The 23,452-nt window shown below is 57.6% G+C and carries 22 protein-coding genes and 2 tRNA genes; 3 read left to right on the plus strand and 21 right to left on the minus strand.

All coding sequences use genetic code 11. From position 1 onward, the window contains the following. Positions 1-4: 4 nt before the first annotated feature. From nusA to rlmE, 10 genes are all read right to left on the minus strand, one after another. Entirely contained in the window at positions 5-1,486 is a 1,482-nt protein-coding gene (gene nusA / locus A7317_RS24850; protein ID WP_008057419.1) for a transcription termination factor NusA, read from the minus strand. A 47-nt stretch (positions 1,487-1,533) separates the two neighbouring features. Next, on the minus strand, positions 1,534-1,992 hold the full coding sequence (rimP, locus tag A7317_RS24855) for a ribosome maturation factor RimP (protein WP_032865935.1): 459 nt from the start codon (positions 1,990-1,992) through the stop codon (positions 1,534-1,536). Between the two features lie 140 nt (positions 1,993-2,132). Beyond that, positions 2,133-2,209: transfer RNA gene (locus A7317_RS24860), tRNA-Met, on the minus strand. A 96-nt stretch (positions 2,210-2,305) separates the two neighbouring features. Next, positions 2,306-2,391, minus strand: a tRNA-Leu gene (locus A7317_RS24865). 22 nt (positions 2,392-2,413) lie between these two features. Beyond that, complete coding sequence (gene secG, locus A7317_RS30325) at positions 2,414-2,797, minus strand: preprotein translocase subunit SecG (RefSeq protein ID WP_010206600.1); 384 nt, start codon at positions 2,795-2,797, stop codon at positions 2,414-2,416. Positions 2,798-2,801: 4 nt separating this feature from the next. Beyond that, positions 2,802-3,557, minus strand: a complete 756-nt coding sequence (gene tpiA, locus A7317_RS24870; protein ID WP_069077025.1) for a triose-phosphate isomerase — start codon at positions 3,555-3,557, stop codon at positions 2,802-2,804. A gap of 66 nt (positions 3,558-3,623) precedes the next feature. After that, positions 3,624-4,961 (minus strand): phosphoglucosamine mutase, encoded by a 1,338-nt coding sequence (gene glmM, locus A7317_RS24875; RefSeq protein ID WP_024077437.1) that lies wholly within the window; start codon positions 4,959-4,961, stop codon positions 3,624-3,626. 16 nt (positions 4,962-4,977) lie between these two features. Next, entirely contained in the window at positions 4,978-5,829 is an 852-nt protein-coding gene (gene folP, locus A7317_RS24880) for a dihydropteroate synthase (protein WP_069077026.1), read from the minus strand. 8 nt (positions 5,830-5,837) lie between these two features. Next, positions 5,838-7,748: an ATP-dependent zinc metalloprotease FtsH gene (ftsH, locus tag A7317_RS24885; protein WP_032803717.1), complete on the minus strand. Its 1,911-nt coding sequence runs from the start codon at positions 7,746-7,748 to the stop codon at positions 5,838-5,840. Positions 7,749-7,948: 200 nt separating this feature from the next. Further along, complete coding sequence (rlmE, locus tag A7317_RS24890; protein ID WP_015885924.1) at positions 7,949-8,599, minus strand: 23S rRNA (uridine(2552)-2'-O)-methyltransferase RlmE; 651 nt, start codon at positions 8,597-8,599, stop codon at positions 7,949-7,951. Positions 8,600-8,704: 105 nt separating this feature from the next. Here rlmE and A7317_RS24895 point away from each other — a divergent pair, with 105 nt between their 5' ends. Continuing rightward, entirely contained in the window at positions 8,705-9,013 is a 309-nt protein-coding gene (locus A7317_RS24895; protein WP_017139256.1) for a YhbY family RNA-binding protein, read from the plus strand. Between the two features lie 9 nt (positions 9,014-9,022). Here A7317_RS24895 and A7317_RS24900 read toward each other — a convergent pair whose 3' ends face one another. The 8 genes from A7317_RS24900 to grpE all read right to left on the minus strand — a co-directional run bounded on the left by A7317_RS24900 (position 9,023) and on the right by grpE (position 19,489). After that, positions 9,023-9,427: an MFS transporter gene (locus A7317_RS24900; RefSeq protein ID WP_069077027.1), complete on the minus strand. Its 405-nt coding sequence runs from the start codon at positions 9,425-9,427 to the stop codon at positions 9,023-9,025. 28 nt (positions 9,428-9,455) lie between these two features. Beyond that, positions 9,456-9,932, minus strand: a complete 477-nt coding sequence (greA, locus tag A7317_RS24905) for a transcription elongation factor GreA (RefSeq protein WP_024077441.1) — start codon at positions 9,930-9,932, stop codon at positions 9,456-9,458. After that, complete coding sequence (gene carB / locus A7317_RS24910; RefSeq protein ID WP_024077442.1) at positions 9,929-13,150, minus strand: carbamoyl-phosphate synthase large subunit; 3,222 nt, start codon at positions 13,148-13,150, stop codon at positions 9,929-9,931. Before carB ends, greA begins: the two co-directional genes overlap by 4 nt. 105 nt (positions 13,151-13,255) lie before the next feature. Next, entirely contained in the window at positions 13,256-14,392 is a 1,137-nt protein-coding gene (carA, locus tag A7317_RS24915; RefSeq protein WP_024077443.1) for a glutamine-hydrolyzing carbamoyl-phosphate synthase small subunit, read from the minus strand. A 258-nt stretch (positions 14,393-14,650) separates the two neighbouring features. Then, complete coding sequence (gene dapB, locus A7317_RS24920; RefSeq protein ID WP_024077444.1) at positions 14,651-15,457, minus strand: 4-hydroxy-tetrahydrodipicolinate reductase; 807 nt, start codon at positions 15,455-15,457, stop codon at positions 14,651-14,653. 10 nt (positions 15,458-15,467) lie between these two features. Further along, positions 15,468-16,592, minus strand: coding sequence for a molecular chaperone DnaJ (gene dnaJ, locus A7317_RS24925; protein WP_024077445.1), 1,125 nt, complete (start codon positions 16,590-16,592; stop codon positions 15,468-15,470). Between the two features lie 317 nt (positions 16,593-16,909). Next, positions 16,910-18,826 carry a molecular chaperone DnaK gene (gene dnaK / locus A7317_RS24930; RefSeq protein WP_024077446.1) on the minus strand — a complete coding sequence of 639 codons (1,917 nt, stop codon included), beginning with the start codon at positions 18,824-18,826 and terminating at the stop codon, positions 16,910-16,912. Between the two features lie 102 nt (positions 18,827-18,928). Beyond that, the gene (gene grpE / locus A7317_RS24935; RefSeq protein WP_024077447.1) at positions 18,929-19,489 is read right to left on the minus strand and encodes a nucleotide exchange factor GrpE; all 561 of its coding nucleotides are present in this window, start codon (positions 19,487-19,489) and stop codon (positions 18,929-18,931) included. A 254-nt stretch (positions 19,490-19,743) separates the two neighbouring features. On the opposite strand from grpE, the gene recN reads away from it, so the two are divergent. Beyond that, positions 19,744-21,417: a DNA repair protein RecN gene (recN, locus tag A7317_RS24940; protein ID WP_024077448.1), complete on the plus strand. Its 1,674-nt coding sequence runs from the start codon at positions 19,744-19,746 to the stop codon at positions 21,415-21,417. 84 nt (positions 21,418-21,501) lie between these two features. Here the strand turns inward: recN and fur are convergent, their stop codons facing one another. Beyond that, complete coding sequence (gene fur, locus A7317_RS24945; RefSeq protein WP_024077449.1) at positions 21,502-21,906, minus strand: ferric iron uptake transcriptional regulator; 405 nt, start codon at positions 21,904-21,906, stop codon at positions 21,502-21,504. A 98-nt stretch (positions 21,907-22,004) separates the two neighbouring features. Here fur and A7317_RS24950 point away from each other — a divergent pair, with 98 nt between their 5' ends. Continuing rightward, the gene (locus A7317_RS24950) at positions 22,005-22,532 is read left to right on the plus strand and encodes an outer membrane protein assembly factor BamE (RefSeq protein ID WP_024077450.1); all 528 of its coding nucleotides are present in this window, start codon (positions 22,005-22,007) and stop codon (positions 22,530-22,532) included. A gap of 66 nt (positions 22,533-22,598) precedes the next feature. Here the strand turns inward: A7317_RS24950 and A7317_RS24955 are convergent, their stop codons facing one another. Further along, positions 22,599-22,901, minus strand: coding sequence for an RnfH family protein (locus tag A7317_RS24955; protein WP_069077028.1), 303 nt, complete (start codon positions 22,899-22,901; stop codon positions 22,599-22,601). After that, positions 22,894-23,328: a type II toxin-antitoxin system RatA family toxin gene (locus A7317_RS24960; RefSeq protein WP_024077452.1), complete on the minus strand. Its 435-nt coding sequence runs from the start codon at positions 23,326-23,328 to the stop codon at positions 22,894-22,896. The genes A7317_RS24955 and A7317_RS24960 overlap by 8 nt, the downstream gene beginning before the upstream one ends. Positions 23,329-23,452 lie beyond the last annotated feature (124 nt).

The following is a 23,452-nucleotide window of genomic DNA, read 5'->3' on the forward strand; positions in this document are numbered from 1 at the left end:
CTAATTACTCGAACCAATGGGCTCGGGCGGCCATGATCAACTTGCCGGCACGATCATCGTCAATGCCGTCGATGTCGAGCAGATCGTCAATAGACTGCTCGGCCAGGTCTTCGCGGGTAATTACGCCGCGCACCGCCAGTTCCATCGCCAAATCCTTGTCCATACCCTCAAGCGAGAGCAGGTCTTCGGCCGGATGGGCGTCTGCCAGCTTTTCCTCAGTAGCGATGGCTTTAGTCAACAAACGATCCTTGGCCCGAGCGCGAAGCTCGTTGACGGTGTCTTCGTCAAAGCCGTCGATGTTGAGCATTTCTTCCAACGGTACGTAGGCAATCTCTTCCAGGCTGGTGAAGCCTTCATCTACCAGCACCTGCGCCAGATCTTCGTCGACTTCCAACTCGTCGATAAAGTTGCGCAGGATGTCACCGGTTTCAGCTTGCTGCTTAGCCTGGATGTCCGATTCGGTCATCACGTTCAGGGTCCAGCCGGTCAGTTGGCTGGCCAGACGCACGTTCTGACCACCACGACCAATGGCCTGAGCCAGATTGTCTGCGCCAACGGCGATGTCCATTGCATGGGCATCTTCGTCAACGATAATTGCCGCCACTTCAGCCGGCGACATGGCGTTGATCACGAACTGCGCCGGGTTATCGTCCCACAGGACGATGTCCACACGCTCACCGCCCAATTCGCCCGACACTGCCTGGACGCGCGAACCGCGCATACCAATGCAAGCGCCCTGCGGGTCGATGCGTTTGTCCTTGGAGCGGACCGCGATCTTGGCGCGCGAACCCGGGTCCCGGGACGCAGCCATGACTTCGATCAGGCCTTCGGCGATTTCCGGCACTTCGATACGGAACAGTTCGATCAGCATTTCCGGCGCGGTACGCGACAGGATCAGCTGAGGGCCGCGGTTCTCGGTGCGGATTTCCTTGAGCAGCGCACGCAGACGCACGCCGACACGGAAGGTTTCGCGAGAGATGATGTCTTCACGGGCCAGCAACGCTTCGGCGTTGTTGCCCAGGTCGACGATCACGTTGTCGCGGGTAACTTTTTTCACAGTACCCGAGATGATTTCTCCCAGGCGCTCGCGATAGGCGTCAACGACTTGAGCGCGCTCGGCTTCGCGAACCTTCTGCACGATGACCTGCTTGGCGGTCTGTGCAGCAATACGGCCGAACTCGATCGATTCGATCTTTTCTTCGACAACATCACCCACCTTGGCACCAGGATGCGTTTCAGCAACCTTGCTTGGCCAGGTTTCAATGGCCGGATCATCAAGATCGGCTTCTTCGACGACCGTCCAGCGACGGAAAGTCTCATAGGCACCGGTGTGGCGGTTGATTTCCACACGCAGATCAACTTCGTCTTCAAAACGCTTTTTGGTAGCAGTGGCCAGGGCCAACTCCAGCGCTTCAAAAATCACGTTTGCCGGTACGCCCTTTTCATTGGATACCGACTCAACAACCAGCAGTACTTCTTTGCTCATCGTACGCCTCGCCTTTCGCAAGCCATTGGATCCGCGGGATCCGCGTCTCAGTCAAAACTGGGAATAATGTTGGCCTTGTCGATCATATCGATCGGCAACAGGAACTCATGGTCTTCTACCTGCACCACGACGTCCTGCTCTTCTACACCGCGCAGAAGGCCCTGAAAATTGCGTCGCCCTTCAAAGGGAGATCGCAGCTTGATCTTCACTTGTTCACCGGCAAATTTTGCAAACTGATCAATAGTGAACAGTGGGCGTTCCATGCCTGGCGAGGAAACTTCGAGGGTGTATTCAACGGCGATTGGATCTTCAACATCCAGGACACCGCTGATCTGACGACTGACAATGGCACAATCGTCCACCAGCACGCCGCCCTCTTTATCGATATAAACGCGCAACATTGAGTGGCGACCTTGAGCCGAAAACTCAATACCCCAGCATTCATAGCCTAGGGCCACGACCACCGGGGCCAGCAAGGCCTGCAACTCTTCTAGCTTGCTCGACACCTGAACCCCCTCGTGCATGTATGTGCATGCTGTGCAAAATAAAAAAATGGGCGAAACGCCCATCCTTGAAACGCCGTCGAACAGCGGCGTTGAAAGTGTCCAGCTAACAAAAAGCCCCTTAAAAGGGGCTCCGCTAAAACTGGTTGCGGGGGCCGGATTTGAACCGACGACCTTCGGGTTATGAGCCCGACGAGCTACCAGACTGCTCCACCCCGCGACAAAGCTGGGGCGGAAGTATACGACCGATCCCTTACAGGGTCAATGTAACCTTCCACCTACAAGAAAGCCCGCAACAGCGGGCTCTCCTGATAATTGGTACCGAGAAGGGGACTCGAACCCCTACACCCTATGGGCACAACCACCTCAAGGTTGCGTGTCTACCAATTCCACCACCTCGGCAATACAGCGTTTACAACCCTTCTTACTTCTGCTCTTGAGCTGGAGGTACGTCAGTCGCTGGAGTAGCCGACTTTTGCTCTTGAAGCACCGGGACATCATCAGAAGCCGGTTTTGCTTTTGGCACTTCCAACACTGCTGGGTTTGGGAGACCTACTTGAGTCAGCACATGAGCTTTCTCTTTAGCAAAGTAACCTAACCCCAAGCTGGTTATGAAGAAACCGGCGGCAAGTATAGCAGTAAACTTACTAAGAAAGGTAGAGGAACCTTGGCTTCCGAATACAGTATTTGAAGCACCTGCACCGAAAGACGCACCAGCATCCGCACCTTTACCCTGTTGCAACAAAACCAGGGCAACTACGCCCAGGGCAGCCAACAGATGAAAAACGACTACGACTGTTTCCAGCATTTTTTCAGTTTCCCGCGGCGCGACAAATCGCACCGAACTCATCTGCATTCAGGGAGGCTCCACCAATGAGCCCCCCATCGATATCCGGCATGCCGAACAGTTCGACCGCATTGGCCGCCTTCACGCTGCCGCCGTATAGAAGACGCACACCTTGTGCGACTTCAGAATTCTCTGCCGCCAACTGCGCGCGGATGGCTGCGTGCACATCCTGCGCCTGTTGCGGTGTAGCAGTCAGCCCGGTACCAATGGCCCAGACCGGCTCGTAAGCAATTACTGCCTTTGCAAATGCACCAACACCCAACTCTTCAATGATGCTGCCCAGCTGACGCGAGACAACCTCAAGAGTCTTACCCGACTCGCGCTGCTCAAGGGTCTCCCCTATGCACAACACTGGAATCAGGCCACAAGCCTGTGCTGCCGCGAACTTGCGGTTGAGCGTTCCATCACGCTCACCCATCATCTGACGGCGCTCGGAGTGCCCGACAAGCACGTAGGAACAACCCGCATCGACCAACTGACTTGGTGCAGTTTCACCCGTCAGAGCACCTTGCATGGCTTCCACTGCAGAATTCTGCGCGCCGACCTGAATCGACTTACCTTTCAAGCCATCAACCACTTGGGTGATATGCAGGCAAGGCGGGAAAACCGCAACATCAACACCGCTAGGCAAGGCCAAGTGACGAAGGCCATTGATCAGCTCAGCGACACTGGCGCGGGTACCGTGCATCTTCCAGTTACCAGCTACCATAGTGCGACGCATGCTGTACCTCGTCGGTCAAAGTGGGCGCAGATGTTACCCAACCACATCATCACTGGCAAGCCGAATTCAGGCGCAAACTTCAGTTACCAGTTTTGCCAGGTCTTCGGCGTGCCCCCGAACCTGTGTTTCATCCTCGCCTTCGACCATAACGCGCACCAAAGGCTCCGTACCGGACTTGCGTAGCAATACGCGACCACGTCCCGCCATCGCCAGGGTCACGCGCTCGCAGGCCTCTTTGACAGCAGGGTGCTCGATCGGATTATCGCCACCGGCAAATCGCACATTGAGCAACACTTGCGGACATTTGCGCAGGGCTTGACGCGCCTGGGCAAGACTCTCGTCGCGTCGACGCAATGCCAGCAGCACTTGTAGCGCGGCAATAATGGCGTCGCCCGTAGTCGTGTGCTGGAAGCACACCACGTGCCCCGAGTTCTCGCCACCCACCTGCCAATTACGCTCCTGCAGTTCGGCGATCACATAACGGTCACCCACATTCGCACGAACAAACGGAACCCCCAGCTCGGCCAAGGCCAGCTCAAGCCCGAGATTACTCATCAGCGTGCCAACGACGCCGCCTTGCAGCTTGTTACGCTCATGCAGATCGCGAGCGATGATGAACAGCAGGTCATCGCCATCAACCACGGTACCGGTGTGATCAACCATCAGGACACGATCACCGTCGCCATCAAACGCGATACCCAGGTCGGCATGCTCAGCCAGAACGGCTGCCTGCAGTTGCTCCATATGGGTCGAGCCGCAGTTTTCATTGATGTTCAGCCCGTTAGGCTGAGCCGACAGCACGGTAACCTGCGCACCCAATTCCTTGAATACACTTGGCGCCACCTTGTAGGTCGCACCATGGGCGCAGTCGACAACAATCTTCAACCCCGCAAAATTGGTACTACTTGGCACACTGCTCTTGCAGAATTCGATATAACGGCCAGACGCGTCATTGATTCTCGACACCTTGCCCAGCTTACTGGATTCGACCACCGTCATCGGCGCATCCAGAAGCTCTTCGATCATCAACTCGATCTCGTCAGGCAGCTTGGTGCCCTGCCCCGAGAAAAACTTGATGCCATTATCGTCATGGGGATTGTGCGAAGCACTGATCACGATACCGGCTTCAGCGTGGAAAGTACGCGTCAGGTATGCGATCGCCGGGGTCGGCATCGGCCCCAGCAGCATAACGTCAGCACCGGCAGCGGACAGACCCGCCTCCAGTGCCGATTCAAACATATAACCCGAGATACGGGTGTCCTTGCCCACCAGGATGCGGCATGCGCCCATGCTACGGAAAGCCATACCGGCCGCCCAACCCAGCTTGAGCATGAAATCAGGAGTAATCGGATATTCGCCGACCCGACCACGGATACCGTCGGTGCCAAAGTATTTTTTAGTCATAAGTGCTCCATCATTCTTATTCGGCTGATTCTACAGCGGCGATCATTCGCACCACATCGACGGTCTCGGCGACATCATGCACGCGCAAGATACGCGCGCCCTTGGTTACCGCAAGCGCCGCAAGTGCAAGGCCACCGTACAACCGCTCACCCACCGGACGATTCAAGGCGAGCCCTATCATGCTCTTGCGCGAAACCCCAACCAACAGGGGCCGACCAAGGGCATGCAAAGCTTCCATATGCTTGAACAGGCTTAAATTGTGCTGCAAGGTCTTGGCGAACCCGAACCCGGGATCAAGGATGATCTTCTCAAGCGGGATACCAACAGTGGCGCATTGCGCGATCCGCGCAGCAAGGAACCCACTCACTTCACCCACCAGGTCGTCATAGTGAGGGCAGTCCTGCATGTTGCCGGGCTCACCCAACATATGCATCAGGCACACTGGAAGGCCGGACGCCGCCGCCGCATCCAAGGCACCGTCACGCTGCAGCGAACGCACGTCATTGATGAGTCCCGCACCCAGGCGCGCTGCCTCACGCATCACCGCTGGCGTGGATGTATCAACCGATATGATGACATCCAGTTCACGAGCAATGCGCTCGACAACCGGCGCCACGCGCTCCAGTTCCTCCAACGGAGAAACAAAGCGAGCGCCAGGCCGAGTGGACTCACCACCGACATCAATCAGGGTCGCTCCTGCAGCCACCATCGACTCAGCATGACGCAACGCTGCGTCCAGCTGGCTGAAGCGGCCGCCGTCAGAAAAGGAATCAGGGGTGACATTAAGAATGCCCATGACATGTGTCTGGGCCAAATCAAGAACCCGGTTGCCGCAAGGCAACCGGGTAGAGGACAACGCAAAAGTCATTTCAAACCTTAGTGGTCAGCTGCGGGGCCGCCGATCGGGGTTTCAGGGCGTTCATTCTGCACCACTGGCGGAGTACCCGAGGTACCTGAACCACCTTCCCAATCGCGAGGCTCACGCGGTGTACGGCCAGCCATGATGTCGTCGATCTGATCGGCATCGATGGTTTCGTACTTCATCAGCGCATCAGCCATCGCATCCAATTTGTCGCGATTGTCGGTCAGGATCTGCTTGGCCGTACCGTAGCACTGGTCAATGATGCTGCGCACTTCGGAGTCGATCAGCTTGGCTGTCTCACCAGAGAAGCTGGCGCTCTGACCGCCACCACCACGACCCAGGAATACTTCACCCTCTTCCTCGGCATACATCAACGGACCGAGTTTTTCCGACAACCCCCACTTGGTCACCATGTTCCGTGCAATCTGGCTGGCACGCATGATGTCGTTGGAGGCACCGGTGGTCACCCCGTCGAAGCCCAAGGTCATCTCTTCAGCGATACGACCGCCGTACAGCGAACAGATCTGGCTGATCAGCGCACGCTTGGAGAGGCTGTAGCGATCCTCCTCCGGCAGGAACATGGTGACACCCAGCGCCCGACCACGAGGAATGATCGAAACTTTATAGACAGGGTCATGCTCAGGCACCACACGCCCTACAATGGCGTGGCCAGCTTCGTGATAAGCGGTGTTTTGCTTCTCTTTCTCGGACATGACCATGGATTTGCGCTCAGCGCCCATCATGATCTTGTCTTTCGCCAGCTCGAATTCTTTCATTTCAACGATGCGCTTGCCGGTACGGGCCGCAAACAGCGAAGCCTCGTTTACCAAGTTGGCCAGGTCAGCACCCGAGAAACCTGGGGTACCACGGGCGATCACGGCCGGAGCCACGTCGTCACCCATCGGCACTTTACGCATGTGGACTTTCAGGATCTGTTCGCGACCACGGATATCCGGCAAGCCAACCACCACCTGGCGGTCGAAACGACCTGGACGCAGCAGCGCAGGGTCCAGCACGTCCGGACGGTTGGTCGCGGCGATTACGATGATGCCATCGTTCATCTCGAAACCATCCATCTCAACCAGCAACTGGTTGAGGGTCTGCTCACGCTCATCATGACCGCCGCCCATGCCAGCGCCACGATGACGACCTACGGCATCGATTTCGTCGATGAAAATGATGCACGGTGCGTGCTTCTTGGCCTGCTCGAACATATCGCGAACACGGCTGGCACCGACGCCGACAAACATCTCGACGAAGTCAGAACCGGAAATGGTGAAGAATGGCACTTTGGCTTCACCGGCAATCGCCTTGGCGAGCAAGGTTTTACCGGTACCTGGAGGACCAACCATCAGCACCCCGCGAGGGATACGGCCGCCCAGGCGCTGGAACTTGCCTGGGTCGCGCAGGAACTCTACAAGTTCACCGACTTCTTCCTTGGCTTCGTCGCAACCAGCAACGTCAGCCAGGGTGGTTTTCACCTGGTCTTCGGAGAGCAGGCGCGCCTTGCTCTTGCCGAAGCTCATCGGCCCGCCCTTGCCTCCCGCACCACCTTGCATCTGGCGCATGAAAAACATGAACACGGCGATAATCACCAGGATCGGGAAGCTGGCGACCAGCAACTGGGTCCAGATGCTCTGCTGCTCAGGCTGCTTGCCTTCAACAACCACGTGGTTATCCACCAGGTCGCCGATCAAACCGTTGTCCTGAATTGCCGGACGAATGGTCTTGAAGCTGTCGCCATCGTTGCGTTTGCCGGTGATCACGTAGCCATCAACCGCTACGCGCTCGACCTTGCCATCCTTAACTTGCTGGATGAAGTCGGAATAGTTGAGGGTCTGCGGCTCGTTAGGGCTGGAGAAGTTGTTCATCACCGTCACGAGGACAGCCGCGATGATCAACCACAGGATCAGATTCTTTGCCATATCGTTCAATTAACTACCCTCTGAAGCAAGCTCCGCTACTGGCGCGCGCTTCGCATGATATTCACCGGCCTAACTTACTACATTACCTACAACTCTGGCAGGCGCCGTCTGTAACCCTTTGTGAAACTTTGACTACACAATATTCGTAAAGCTTCGTGACGAAAGCGATATAAAAAAACCTATCGCCCTCCTCGAATTCCTCAAAAACGCTCTTCACTCGCCGCGCCTTCGACACCACGGAAGCCGCGGCACAGCAAGTATTGCTCTCTGGACCTGTCCCGGGAAGAGTCAGGCTTACGCGTCTGCACCTTGTCGAACAACTTGCGGATGTTCTTGTGGTACTCGTCAAAACCTTCTCCCTGGAACACCTTCACCAGGAAATCGCCACCAGGACGCAACACCCGACCCGCCAGATCCAGCGCCAATTCGCAAAGGAACATGGCCCGCGGCATATCAACGGCCGGTAATCCACTCATATTGGGGGCCATGTCGGAAATCACAAGGTCTACCTGCGAATTTCCCACAGCCTCGAGGATCTGGGCGAGCACGGTGTCCTGGGTAAAGTCGCCATGAACGAAGGTCACGTCCGGGATGCTGTCCATTTCGAGGATGTCGGAAGCGATCAGGCGACCTTGACCACCAATCAGACGACTGGTCACCTGGGACCACCCACCAGGGGCCGCACCAAGATCGATAACGCTCATGCCTGGACGAATCAACTTGTCCTTGTCCTGGATCTCCAACAGCTTGTAGCTGGCCCGGGAACGATAGCCATCCTTTTGCGCCTTTTTGACGTAAGGATCGTTGAAATGCTCTTGCAGCCACTTAAGGCTAGTTTTGGAACGGGCCACGGGCCACCTCGAAAATAAAACGGGTCGTGATTAACTGGGCGGTCCCGGACTCGCTCGGGTAAACTGGCCGCCGCTTTTTACAAGATCAGACGCAGGGGTCAGATTATGCCGCTCACTCAAGAGCAGAAGAAACAGTACAAATCCATTGGCCACCATCTGAAACCAGTTTTGATTGTGGCAGACAACGGTTTGACTGAAGGTGTGTTAGCCGAACTTGAACGCGCACTGGGCGATCACGAACTGATCAAGATCAAGGTCAACATCCTTGACCGCGAAGCGCGCCTGGCCGCCATTGCAGAACTGTGCAAGGTGGGCAAGGCGGACCTGGTTCAGGTCATCGGCAAGATGGCGCTGCTGTATCGCAAGAACTTCAGCGTCAACAAGCAACTGTCGAACGTTCATCGCTTCAAATGACAACAAGGGTCACGGGCGCGCCTCGCGCGCCCCGCCACTCCACCCGGGCGCCGGCTGCATGACCAGCACCAGGCCGGAAAACCCTAGCACAAGATAGCTGAATAACTGCCAGCGCAACGCTTCCGGCAGCCATACACGCACCACGCAAAACATCGCGCATGCATACAGCGCCATCAACAGCAGTTGCCCGCGAATATCCCGCCACAAACTCCCCAAGCCTTCGGCCTTGATCAGCACCAGCGCCTGAAGCGTCACGCACGCCGCTGCGAAACTCACCAGCAACGCGCTCAATAATCCATCGATTTCATCGATCAGCAACGGCGCCAGACCAATCAGGCCCAGCGCCGGTACCACGCCAATGTGCAACAACCACAGGCCACCCACCCAAAGCATCTGGGCAAGCTGCCAAAGCATAGCGCCCGCACGAAGCGGGCGCCGCCTTTCAGATATGGCGGACTTCAACAATCTCGTACTCGATCACGCCGCCAGGCGTCTTGACCGCCACCACATCACCCTCTTCCTTGGCAATCAAGGCGCGAGCCAGTGGAGAACCAACGGAGATCTTGCCGAGTTTGAAGTCAGCTTCGTCCTCACCCACGATGTGGTAGACCACGCTTTCGTCAGTCTCGACGTTAGCGATTTCCACTGTTGTGCCGAAAATCACTTTGCCGGTATGCGGGATGGTCGTGACGTCAATGATCACCGCATTCTGCATACGGCCTTCGATGTCACGGATCCGCGCCTCGACCATACCCTGCTGCTCGCGAGCAGCGTGGTATTCGGCGTTTTCCTTCAAGTCACCCAGCTCGCGGGCCGTACCGATGTCCTGGCTCAGCTTTGGACGTACGACCTTGGTCAGATGGGCGTGCTCCTCTTCCAAGGCCTTCGCGCCTTGGACGGTCATTGGGTATTTGGTCATGCCTTCAATCCTGCGTGTAGATCCTGCAAGCGACGCACGGTCTTTTCCGGACCGAACTTGAGCGCTTCGCAGATAGCTTCGCCAGCAGCAATAGTAGTGGTGCAGTAGATCTTATGCTGCAAGGCGTTACGACGAATGGAGTAAGAGTCCGCAATCGACTGGCGACCTTCGGTGGTGTTGATGATCAGGGTGACTTCGTCATTCTTGATCATGTCGACCACGTGCGGACGGCCTTCCGTCACCTTGTTCACGCGACGCACTTTCAGGCCGGCAGCTTCGATCAGCTTGGCGGTCCCGGCGGTGGCCACGATTTCGAACCCCAAGTTGATCAGATCACGGGCCACGCCTGCAACCAGTGGCTTGTCATCATCACGCACGCTGATGAAAGCAGTACCGCCGGTTGGCAACACTTCGCTGGCGCCCATTTGAGCCTTGGCGAAAGCTTCGCCGAAGGTATCGCCCACACCCATCACTTCACCGGTGGACTTCATCTCTGGGCCCAGGATCGGGTCCACGCCAGGGAATTTGGCGAATGGGAACACCGCCTCTTTCACGCTGTAGAAGTTCGGAATGATTTCCTTGGTGAACCCGATTTCCTTCAGGGTCTTACCTGCCATCACACGCGCAGCGATCATGGCCAGGGACACGCCGATGCACTTGGACACAAACGGCACGGTACGCGAGGCACGCGGGTTGACTTCGATGACGTAGATGTCTTCGCCCTGCAGCGCCAACTGTACGTTCATCAGGCCGACCACGCCCAACTCCAGGGCCATTTTCTTGACCTGTTCGCGCATCTCGTCCTGGATGTGCGCTGGCAACGAGTAAGGCGGCAGCGAGCATGCGGAGTCACCGGAGTGAACGCCCGCCTGCTCGATGTGCTGCATGATTGCGCCGATGACCACGTCGGTACCGTCGCAAACAGCATCCACGTCCATCTCGATGGCGCAGTTGAGGAAGTGATCCAGCAGCACCGGGCTGTCGTTGGATACTTTCACCGCATCACGCAGGTAACGCTTGAGTTCTTCTTCTTCGTAGACGATTTCCATCGCACGGCCGCCCAGCACGTAGGAAGGACGCACCACCAGCGGGTAGCCGATCTTGCTGGCTGCACGGATGGCTTCGTCTTCGCTGCGCACAGTGGCGTTTGGCGGCTGACGCAGGTTCAGGCGCTCAACCATTTGCTGGAAGCGCTCGCGGTCTTCTGCACGGTCGATAGCGTCCGGGCTGGTGCCGATGATCGGCACGCCGGCAGCTTCAAGGGCACGTGCCAGTTTCAGCGGGGTTTGGCCGCCGTACTGGACGATCACGCCTTTTGGCTTCTCGACGCGCACGATTTCCAACACGTCTTCCAGGGTCACTGGCTCGAAGTACAGACGATCGGAGGTGTCGTAGTCAGTGGAAACAGTTTCCGGGTTGCAGTTGACCATGATGGTCTCGTACCCGTCTTCGCGCAGGGCGAGAGCGGCGTGTACGCAGCAGTAGTCGAACTCGATACCTTGGCCGATACGGTTTGGACCGCCGCCCAAGATCATGATCTTGTCGCGACCCGACGGCGCCGCTTCGCACTCTTCCTCGTAAGTGGAGTACAGGTAGGCAGTGTCGGTGGAGAACTCGGCCGCGCAGGTGTCAACGCGCTTGTAGACCGGGAAGATTTCCAGTTTGTGGCGGTACGTGCGCAGGTTTTTCTCAGTCACACCCAGCAGCTTGGCCAGGCGCTGGTCGGAGAAGCCCTTGCGCTTGAGGCGGAACATCATGTCGCGATCGATGCTGGCCAGGCCCAGGGTCTTGACCTTCTCTTCTTCCTTGATCAGATCTTCGATCTGCACCAGGAACCACGGGTCGATCATGTTCATGCCGAAGATGTCTTCGACGGTCATGCCGGCGCGGAAGGCGTCAGCGACGTACCAGATACGCTCAGCCCCAGGCACAGTCAGCTCGCGCTTGAGCACACTCATGCTTTCCGGGTTGCTCAGGTCAAGTTTTTCGTCCAGGCCGCAAACACCCACTTCCAGGCCACGAAGGGCTTTCTGCAGGGATTCCTGGAAGGTCCGGCCGATGGCCATGACTTCACCCACCGACTTCATCTGGGTGGTCAGGCGCGCGTCAGCCTTGGCGAATTTCTCGAAGGCAAAACGTGGCAGCTTGGTCACGACGTAGTCGATGGACGGCTCGAAGGACGCCGGGGTCTTGCCGCCGGTGATGTCGTTCGACAGTTCGTCCAGGGTGTAACCCACGGCCAGTTTGGCCGCGACCTTGGCGATGGGGAAACCGGTAGCCTTCGAGGCCAGGGCCGACGAACGGGACACACGCGGGTTCATTTCGATAACGACCATGCGACCGGTGGTCGGGCAGATGCCGAACTGCACGTTAGAACCGCCAGTCTCCACACCGATCTCACGCAGCACCGCCAGGGACGCGTTACGCAGGATCTGGTATTCCTTGTCGGTCAGGGTCTGTGCTGGAGCCACGGTGATCGAGTCACCGGTGTGCACGCCCATCGGGTCGAAGTTTTCGATGGAGCAGACGATGATGCAGTTGTCCTTCTTATCGCGGACAACCTCCATCTCATATTCTTTCCAGCCGATCAGGGATTCGTCGATCAGCAGCTCTTTGGTCGGAGACAGGTCCAGGCCACGGGCGCAGATTTCTTCGAACTCTTCACGGTTGTAAGCGATACCGCCGCCGGTGCCGCCCATGGTGAAGGAAGGACGGATGATGCACGGAAAGCCCAGGGTCTCGAGGACCGCGTTAGCTTCTTCCATGCTGTGAGCGATACCGGAACGTGGGCACGCCAGGCCGATGGACTTCATGGCCTTGTCGAAGCGGGAACGGTCTTCAGCCTTGTCGATAGTGTCGGCATTGGCGCCGATCATCTCTACGCCGAATTTCTCCAGGACGCCTTCGCGCTCCAAGTCCAGGGCGCAGTTCAGGGCGGTCTGGCCGCCCATGGTTGGCAACAGTGCGTCCGGACGCTCTTTCTCGATGATCTTGGCAACGGTCTGCCACTTGATCGGCTCGATGTAGGTGGCGTCGGCCATGGCCGGGTCAGTCATGATAGTGGCTGGGTTGGAGTTCACCAGGATGACGCGGTAGCCCTCCTCGCGCAGCGCCTTACAGGCCTGGGCGCCGGAGTAGTCGAATTCGCAGGCCTGGCCGATTACGATCGGGCCAGCGCCGAGAATCAGGATGCTTTTTATGTCAGTACGTTTTGGCATGGGTTTGTCACTCAAATCCGCAGGTCAGTCGGCAAGCCGTCTTGAACAATCCTTGAAGAGCCTGCGGGGGCCACCGACATTCGGGGCCGCCCGCAAGCCACTCAGTCAGCGTCGCTTGGCCATCTCATTGATGAAACGGTCGAACAGCGGCGCTACGTCGTTCGGGCCCGGGCTCGCTTCAGGGTGGCCCTGGAAGCTGAACGCACTCTTGTCGGTGCGCTCGATGCCTTGCAGGGAGCCGTCGAACAGCGACTTGTGAATCGCGCGGACATTACCCGGCAAAGTCGCTTCGTCCACCGCAAAACCGTGGTTCTGGCTGGTGATCATCACAACGCCAGTATCCAGGTCTTGTACGGGGTGGTTGGCGCCGTGATGGCCATGCCCCATTTTCAAGGTCTTGGCGCCAGAGGCCAGGGCCAGCAGTTGATGCCCCAGGCAGATACCGAACACCGGAATGTCGGTCTCCAGAACGTCCTTGATGGCCTTGATGGCATAGTCGCATGGCTCAGGGTCACCGGGGCCGTTGGACAGGAACACACCATCCGGTTGCAGGGCCAGCACGTCACTGGCCGGGGTTTGCGCCGGCACCACGGTCACGCGGCAACCACGCTCGACCAGCATGCGCAGGATGTTGTACTTGATGCCGTAGTCATAGGCGACCACGTGATACGACAGATCAGCCGCGTCGATGGTCGCGTGGCTGTCGGTCTTCAAGTCCCAGACAGTGGAGCGCCACTCGTACTGTTCCTTGGTGCTGACGACTTTCGCCAGGTCCATGCCCTTGAGGCCAGGGAAACCTTGCGCTGCGGCGATCGCTGCTTCTTCGGAAATATTGTCACCGGCCATGATGCAGCCGTTCTGCGAACCTTTTTCACGCAGGATGCGTGTCAGACGGCGCGTATCGATACCGGCGATCGCCACAACATTGTTGGCTTTCAGGTAATCGGATAGCGACATCGTATTACGCCAGTTGCTCGCAACCAGAGGCAGGTCACGAATCACCAGGCCCGCCGACCAGACACGATCAGACTCGACGTCTTCCGGTGTAGTACCGGTGTTGCCAATGTGCGGATAGGTCAGGGTCACGATCTGTTGGGCGTAGGAAGGATCGGTAAGGATTTCCTGATAGCCGGTCATGGCAGTGTTAAACACTACCTCTCCAACGGTTTGACCGTCGGCTCCAATGGCTTCGCCGCGAAAAATGCTGCCATCAGCAAGGGCGAGTATGGCTGGCTTAGTCAAGAAGACCTCCCGTAAATAAAGCTTGAAAGGGCGATCGCAGGTTGTAAAAAAGCGGAGTGACGTATGGACACGTCACCCCGCTTCTTCACTGAATTATTCTGCGCGCTTTTAGTGGACACACTAAAGCTGTAGCTTACAGAAAAAGGCTTTTTTGGTCCACCGCTAATGAGCCTTAAAGGCAGGAGAATGCGACAGGACGTCGCTTAGCGGGTAAAACGGGGCCTCAGGATAATCCTGAAGCCCCGTTTTAGCTATCGATTAGTGCAGATCCAGCACATCGCGCATGTCGTAAAGCCCCGGCTCGCGACCGTCCAACCAGAGCGCAGCACGTACCGCCCCCTTGGCAAACGTCATGCGACTGGACGCCTTATGCGTGATTTCAAGGCGCTCGCCTTCGGATGCGAACAACACAGTGTGATCGCCAACTACATCACCACCGCGAACGGTAGCGAAGCCGATGGTGTCACGCGCACGCTCGCCGGTATGACCTTCACGGCCATATACCGCCACTTTCGACAGGTCGCGACCTAACGCATCGGCAATAGCCTCCCCCATACGCAACGCGGTGCCCGAGGGCGCATCGATCTTGTGCCGGTGATGGGTCTCGATGATTTCGATATCCGCCTCATCCCCCAGCACGCGCGCTGCGAGATCAAGCAGCTTGAGCGAAAGGTTCACACCCACACTGAAGTTAGCGGCAAACACGATCGGAATATCCTTGCCCGCCGCCACCAGCAACTGCTTCTGCTCCGCACTCAAGCCCGTCGTACCGATCACCATGGCCTTGCCTGCCTTGCGACAGAACGCCAGGTTCTTCAGCATCACGTCCGGCAGGGTGAAGTCGATCAGTACGTCGAACTCATCAGCCACCTGCTCCAGATTGCCGGACAACGACACACCAATGCGCCCCAACGAGGCCAATTCACCCGCATCCGCACCAATCAGCGTGCTGCCAGGGCGAACGATCGCCGCCGTCAACCCGGAGGCCGGCGATCGCTGCTGCACCGCCTCGACCAGCGTCTTGCCCATGCGCCCGGCAGCGCCCATTACGGCTATACGTCGCATACTCAACTCCTTACAGGTCGCCGAAGAAGCGCTTCACGCCATCGAAGAAGCCCGTGGTCTTCGGCGAATGGGAGTCATCACCTTCCAACGAACTGCGAAACTCTTCCAGCAACTCTCGCTGACGACGACCCAGGTTGACCGGAGTTTCCACCGCCACACGGCACATCAAGTCACCGGCACCACCACCACGCACCGGCGCAACGCCCTTGCCACGGATACGGAACTGCTTACCGGTCTGCGTCCCCTCAGGAATCTTGAGCTTGACCCGACCATCCAGCGTCGGAATCTCCAACTCACCGCCCAGGGCTGCATCGACAAAGCTGATCGGCACTTCGCAGAACAGGTGCTTGCCGTCGCGCTGGAAGATCGAGTGCTCGCGCACATTGATCACCACATACAGGTCGCCCGTCGGACCACCCTGCGTCCCCGCCTCGCCTTCGCCCGACAGACGAATGCGATCGCCGGTATCCACGCCTGCAGGCACCTTCACCGACAGCGTCTTGTACTCTTCGACGCGGCCTTCGCCGTGACAGGAGTCGCACGGATCGGAAATGATCTTGCCCTGCCCATGGCAACGCGGGCAGGTCTGCTGCACCGAGAAGAAGCCCTGCTGCATGCGCACCTGACCGATACCGCCACAGGTCGGGCAGGTGATCGGCGAGGAGCCTTTCTTAGCCCCCGAACCGTCGCACGGCTTGCAGTTGACCAGCGTCGGCACGCGGATATTGACGCTGGTGCCGCGCACGGCTTCTTCCAGGTTCAGCTCCAGGGTGTAGCGCAGGTCGCTGCCCCGCTGGGCACCACCCCGCTGGCCACCGCGGCCGCCGCCGAAGAAGTCACTGAACACATCGCCGAAAATATCGGAGAAGTTCTGACCGCCGAAGCCGGCTCCGCCGCCACCCATGCTCGGGTCGACGCCGGCGTGACCATACTGGTCGTAGGCCGCACGCTTGTTGGGATCACACAGGCATTCGTAGGCCTCGTTGGCCTCTTTGAACATTTCTTCGGATTCTTTGTTATCCGGATTACGGTCCGGGTGGTGCTTCATCGCCAGGCGACGGTAAGCCTTTTTCAGGTCCGCCTCGCTGGAGCCACGCTCCACACCCAATACTTCGTAATAGTCACGCTTTGCCATAAGTCTTTGCACTCTTAAGGACGTTCGGCCAGACCCTCCTGAGCCCTGCCAAACTCGTTGAGCCCCAATACAGGCCCGGACCCAACTCACGTCAATTCAACGATCCTGGTCATAACTGCTTTCAGCCAGGGACCCGGCCAAAAACGCGGTGACTGTCGCCCAGGAAGCAGGAGCATTCCCGATCACACCGCCAACATCCGAACGTTGTCGCATGCTGTAAAAATTCGCATACCCCAGACACACCAACGCGGGAGCAAGCTCCCGCGCGGCGACATCCTACCAGTCACCGCTTGATAGCGGTCAACCGGCCAAGCAGATTACTTCTGCTCTTTGACTTCTTCGAACTCGGCATCGACAACGTCGTCGTGCTTGGCTTCAGGCTCTGCGTGTTGCGCAGCGCCTTCAGCTGGCTGGCCTTGCTCGGCGTACATTTTCTGGGCAACTGGCGCGGAAACTTTCGACAGTTCCTCAACCTTGGCTTCAATGGCAGCCTTGTCGTCACCTTTAACGGCGGCTTCCAGGGCAACCACGGCAGCTTCGATCGCAGCCTTCTCTTCGGCAGTTACTTTATCGCCAGCATCAGCGACCATTTTGCGTGTCGAGTGAACCAGGGCATCACCCTGGTTACGCGCAGCGGCCAGCTCTTCGAACTTGCGATCTTCTTCGGAGTTGGCTTCAGCATCGCGAATCATCTGCTGAATTTCTTCCTCGGACAGGCCGGAGTTGGCCTTGATCACGATCGATTGAGTCTTGCCGGTGGCCTTGTCCTTGGCGCCTACGTGCAGAATGCCGTTGGCGTCGATGTCGAAGGTCACTTCGATTTGTGGCACGCCACGTGGTGCTGGTGGAATCTCGGCCAGGTCGAACTTGCCCAGGGACTTGTTCTGCGCAGCCTGCTTACGCTCACCTTGCAACACATGGATGGTCACGGCGCCCTGGTTGTCATCGGCAGTCGAGAACACTTGCGATTTCTTGGTAGGAATCGTGGTGTTTTTCTCGATCAGCGCCGTCATCACGCCACCCATGGTTTCAATACCCAGGGTCAGCGGGCTCACGTCCAGCAGCAGCACGTCTTTCACGTCACCGGCCAATACCGCACCTTGGATCGCAGCACCCATGGCAACCGCTTCGTCCGGGTTCACGTCTTTACGTGCTTCCTTGCCGAAGAACTCGGTAACCAGCTTCTGAACCAGTGGCATACGGGTCTGACCGCCAACCAGGATCACGTCGTTGATCGCGCCAACGTCGATACCAGAGTCTTTCAGCGCGATACGGCAAGGCTCGATGGTGCGCTGAACCAGGTCTTCAACCAGCGCTTCCAGCTTGGCGCGCGAGATCTTCACGTTCAAGTGCTTAGGACCGGTAGCATCTGCAGTAATGTACGGCAGGTTAACGTCGGTCGACTGAGCGGAAGACAGCTCGATCTTGGCTTTCTCAGCGGCTTCTTTCAGGCGCTGCATGGCCAGCGGGTCACCCTTAAGGTTCATGCCGCTTTCTTTCTTGAATTCGTCAACGAGGTAGTCGATCAGACGAATGTCAAAGTCTTCACCACCGAGGAAGGTGTCACCATTGGTGGCCAACACTTCGAACTGGTGCTCGCCGTCAACTTCAGCGATCTCGATAACGGAAACGTCGAAGGTACCGCCACCCAGGTCATAAACGATGACGGTGTGATCGCCCTTGGCCTTATCCATGCCGTAAGCCAGTGCAGCGGCAGTGGGTTCGTTGATGATACGTTTAACGTCCAGGCCCGCGATGCGGCCGGCATCCTTGGTCGCCTGGCGCTGGCTGTCGTTGAAGTAGGCCGGAACGGTGATCACCGCTTCGGTCACGGCTTCACCGAGGTAGTCTTCAGCAGTTTTCTTCATCTTTTTCAAGATTTCAGCCGAGATTTGCGGCGGCGACATTTTCTGGCCGTTTACTTCAACCCAGGCGTCACCGTTATCGGCCTTGGCGATTTTGTAAGGGACCATCTTGATGTCTTTCTGTACGACTTCTTCTTCGAACTTACGACCGATCAGACGCTTCACCGCGTACAGGGTGTTATGCGGATTGGTCACAGCCTGACGTTTGGCCGACTGACCAACGAGGATTTCACCGTCGTTGGCGTAAGCAATGATCGACGGCGTGGTACGCGCGCCTTCGGCGTTTTCGATGACTTTTGCAACGCCGTTTTCCAGCACAGAGACGCAGGAGTTGGTGGTCCCCAGGTCGATACCGATAATTTTGCCCATGATTTACTCTCCCGAAACTTGAATTTGGATGCCGCAGCAGTGGTAGCTAACTGCGGTAGCACTTAATAGCTTGACTTATAGATGGGGGCCTTACAGCAAATTTCAAGCCTGCTCATCAATAGAAGGTGCAACAGGTGCTGGCGCCTTGCTCACCACCACCATTGCCGGGCGCAACAGGCGACCATTGAGCTGGTAACCCTTCTGGAACACTTTCAACACGCTGTTAGGCTCCAGGTCATGGCTTTCCTGCATGGCCATGGCTTGGTGATGCTCGGCGCTGAACGGCTCGCCGCCTTGTGGATCGATAGCTTCCAACTGATAACGCTTCAGGGTGTCCTGGAACATTTTCAGGGTCAGCTCAATCCCTTCGCGCATCGGACGGATGTTTTCGTCATCCGGGTTGGACAACTCCAGCCCACGCTCCAGGCTGTCGATGATCGGCAACAGATCACCGGCGAATTTTTCCAGCGCAAATTTATGAGCCTTCTCCACGTCCTGCTCGGCACGACGGCGGACGTTCTGCAGATCGGCGGCAACACGCAAAGACTGATCCTGCGCAGCGGCCAATTGCTCTTCGAGCACTTGTACACGGGTCGCCAGCTCATCACCGGCCGCCGGATTGGCGTCTGGAGTTTGCGTATCCTGCGTCTGTTCGTCAGCCATAGATTTCTCCTTTCAAAATCATGCGCGAACTCAACTCGCGCTTCTGTTCCGGTATATGGGGCCACAATTTCCAGGTTCAAGGGCGCAAGCCTTACCAAAAGTCTTTCAATTGCTCCAGATCAACTCCTGCACGCTCATTCCCCATCGCACTAAAAAAATCCCACATTCAAGCAAATCGAGCTAAGCGTCAGGATTGTCAGCCCAGAACAAAACACTGTATAAATAACCAGACCTAAAGCCTGGGAGCGGCCGTCATGCTCGTGCACCTGTCCGTACATAACTACGCCATCGTTGAACATCTGGATCTCGAACTGGATCGCGGGATGAGCGTAATCACAGGCGAAACCGGCGCCGGCAAGTCGATCATGCTCGACGCCCTGGGCCTGGCCCTCGGCGACCGTGCCGACAGCGGCGTAGTGCGCCCCGGTGCGGACAAGGCCGACATCCTGGCCACCTTCGACCTGGCGGACATCCCCGAGGCGGAAGCCTGGCTCGCCGAACGCGACCTTAATAATGAAGGTCCCTGCATTTTGCGCCGAGTCATCACGGCCGAAGGGCGCTCCCGCGGCTATATCAACGGCACCCCCTGCCCCCTTGGCGACCTGAAGGCCCTGGGTGAGCTGCTGATCGATATCCACAGCCAGCACGAACACCAATCCTTACTGAAAACCGACACCCATCGCCGCCTGCTCGATGAATACGCCGGTGCCACAGACCTCGCCCGCCAGGTTCTCCTGGCCGCCCAACGCTGGCGCCAGACCCGCCTGGAACTGGAGCGACTCTCCAACTCCGGCGACGAACAACGCGCGCGCCATCAACTGCTCAGCTATCAGCTCGAAGAACTCGAAAGCCTGGGCCTTGGCGAAACCGAGCTGGAACAGCTCGAACAGGAACACAAGAACCTCACCAACGCCGAAACGCTACTGGCTATTTGCAGGCAAGTCGTAGAGCAATGCAGTGAAAGTGATTCGGGCAATGTACTCAACGCGCTGACCGCCAGCCTCAATCGACTATCCAGCGTGAACAATGCGTCCGGCTCGCTGAACGAGGCCACCACCCTGCTGACCAGTGCGCAGATCCAGGTCGAGGAGGCCGTGGGCGAACTCAACCGCTTCCTTGATCACTTCGACGCCGACCCAGCACGCTTGCAGGAAATAGAAGAACGCCTGGACACCATCTACACCCTGGCGCGCAAACATAGAATCCAGCCTACCGAATTGGCGGCCATGCAGCAGAAACTGCTGGATGAAATCGAAACCCTGAACGCGAACGACGAATCCATTGAGCGGCTGGGCGACGAACTCGCCTCCTTCGCTCGCCATTACCAGGAGAAGGCTCGCGAATTGAGCGATCTTCGCCAGCAGGCAGCGACCAGCCTGGCCAGTGCTGTAGAGCAGGAAATCCAGCGCCTCGGCATGCCGGGTGGGCGCTTCAGCATTGAGCTGCACACCAATACCAGCGATGAACTGCAACCCCACGGCCTTGAGCAGGTGGAACTGTTGGTCAGCGCCAACCCTGGACAACCACTCAAAGCGTTGGCAAAAGTGGCCTCGGGGGGTGAGCTTTCGCGGATTAGCCTCGCGATCCAGGTGATTACGGCCCAGACTTCACGCGTCCCGACGCTGGTATTCGATGAGGTGGACGTCGGCATTGGCGGGCCGACCGCCGAAATCGTGGGTCAATTGCTCCGTCGCCTGGGGGATCGCGGCCAGGTGCTGACGGTGACCCACTTGCCGCAAGTGGCCGCCCAAGGGCATCAGCACTTGTTTGTGCATAAAGTGCGAGGCAACGATAAGACCCATACCGCTGTGTCCAAGCTGAACAAGTCAGAGCGAGTGGAAGAAGTGGCGCGCATGCTGGGCGGTATCGACTTGACCAAGGAGTCCTTGGCTCACGCGAAAAAAATGGTCGTGGCTGCGAAAGCCTAAGCCGAACATTTCCTTTCTTAAGACAGCACGAAGGCGACCCTAGGGTCGCCTTCATTCGTTTGCAGAACACGTCTGCGTCGAATTTTACTTTTTCTTACGGATGTACAGCACCAGATTGTGGTCCACCAAATCGAAACCATGCTCTTCGGCGATAGCCTTCTGGAGCTTCTCGATTTCCGGACTGGTGAACTCGATAACCTCATTGGTATCCAGGTCAACCATGTGGTCGTGATGACCACCGTCAGCCAATTCGAACACCGCATGACCGCCGTCGAAATTATGACGAACCACCAGCCCTGCGGCTTCAAACTGGGTCAGCACACGGTAAACCGTGGCCAGGCCAACGTCCTCATTAGACTCCATCAGCGCCTTGTAAACATCTTCGGCACTCATGTGGCGCTGCTCAGCAGAATCGAGCATTTGTAGAATCTTGACTCGTGGCAGAGTCACTTTAAGACCGGCTTTGCGTAGTTCGCTATTTTCAACCATGGTTAGCTTTCTCGCGGATGCTGCTTCGCAGCTTCTCTTAATACGGGTATGATCGGCGTTTACGTTGTCCCAGCCAAGATAGTGGAAGTCGCCCACCGATGCAAAACACCAAGCTCTTGCTAACCAGTTTCACCTTTGTGGGACTGCTCGCACTCGCCGGTTGTTCATTCCCCGGGGTTTACAAAATCGACATCCAGCAGGGCAATGTCGTCACGCAGGACATGATAGACCAGTTACGTCCGGGAATGACCCGACGGCAAGTACGGTTTATCATGGGTAATCCCCTGCTGACTGACACTTTCCATGCCGATCGCTGGGATTATCTATACAGCATCCAGCCTGGTGGCGGTGAACGCCAGCAGGAGCGCGTCAGCGTCATCTTCAATGGCAATGACCAGCTCGTCAGCCTGTCCGGTGACTTCATGCCCGGTGTAAGCCGTGATGAAGCCTTGCTGGGCAAAGACAACGGCACCAACGTGACTGCGCCTGCGCAGGAAAGCGAGAAGCCGAAGTCCGAGGTACCGGCCAAGCCTGGCTCCTTGCTCGACAAGATCCAGAAGGACGTCGACGGCGTGCAAACTGTTCCAGTCCCGACGCCACAGCCTCTGGATACCAGCCCGCAGTAAGTTTGCGGCGCTCAACAAAAAGCCCGGCGTGCCGGGCTTTTTGTTGCCTATCGGTAATCGGCAAGCCTACGCCCCCTGCTTCCTGGCCAGCGCTGCCTTGGCCGCACGCAGCCGGCGCACCTCTTTAGGGTCGGCCAGCAAGGGGCGGTAAATCTCGATACGGTCACCCGGCTGAACGGCGCGCACATCGGCGTCCGCCACGACCTTACCGAATATACCCAATGGGCAACCAGCAAGGTCCAACCCAGGAAACTGCAATCCGATCCCCGACGCCTGGACCGCCGCTCGCAGACTAGTCCCCGCCGGCACCTTCACCGTCAGCAACACCTGGCGATCCACGGCGGCATGCACCACCTCAATCTCAACCATGCAGTTGCTTGGCCCGCTCACAGAACGCGTCCACCAGAGTATTGGCCGCCTGATTGAACAGAGGCCCCAGCGTTGCCCGCACAATGGGGCCAGCGTAATCAAACGACAGATCAAGGCTGATCTTGCAGGCTTTCTCGGTCAGGGCCTTGAATACCCATACACCATGTAATTGGGTGAAGGGCCCCTCCTGCAGGTTCATCTCGATGGATTTTCCCGGAACCAACACATTACGCGTAACAAAGTGCTGACTGAGCCCCCCCTTGGCCACGCCAACACTGGCAACCATGTGCTCGTCACTGCTCTCCTTCACCTCAGCGGTCGAGCACCAGGGCAGGAATTCCGGGTAACGCGCCACGTCGTTGACCAGGTCATAAAGCGCCTGAGCCGGATAAGGCAGCAGGGCCGAACGTTGAATATGCGTCGTCATGTGAGCGTTACTTCCACAGCTGAGCGGCAAACATCGCGAAAGAACAGCCCGATCCGCGAGAGAAAAAAACCAAAGAACTGCCGGCATTGTCCGGGATTCGTCCAACACGCTCAAGCACACAGGT

Source organism: Pseudomonas fluorescens (assembly GCF_001708445.1).
GTDB lineage: Bacteria > Pseudomonadota > Gammaproteobacteria > Pseudomonadales > Pseudomonadaceae > Aquipseudomonas > Aquipseudomonas gorinensis.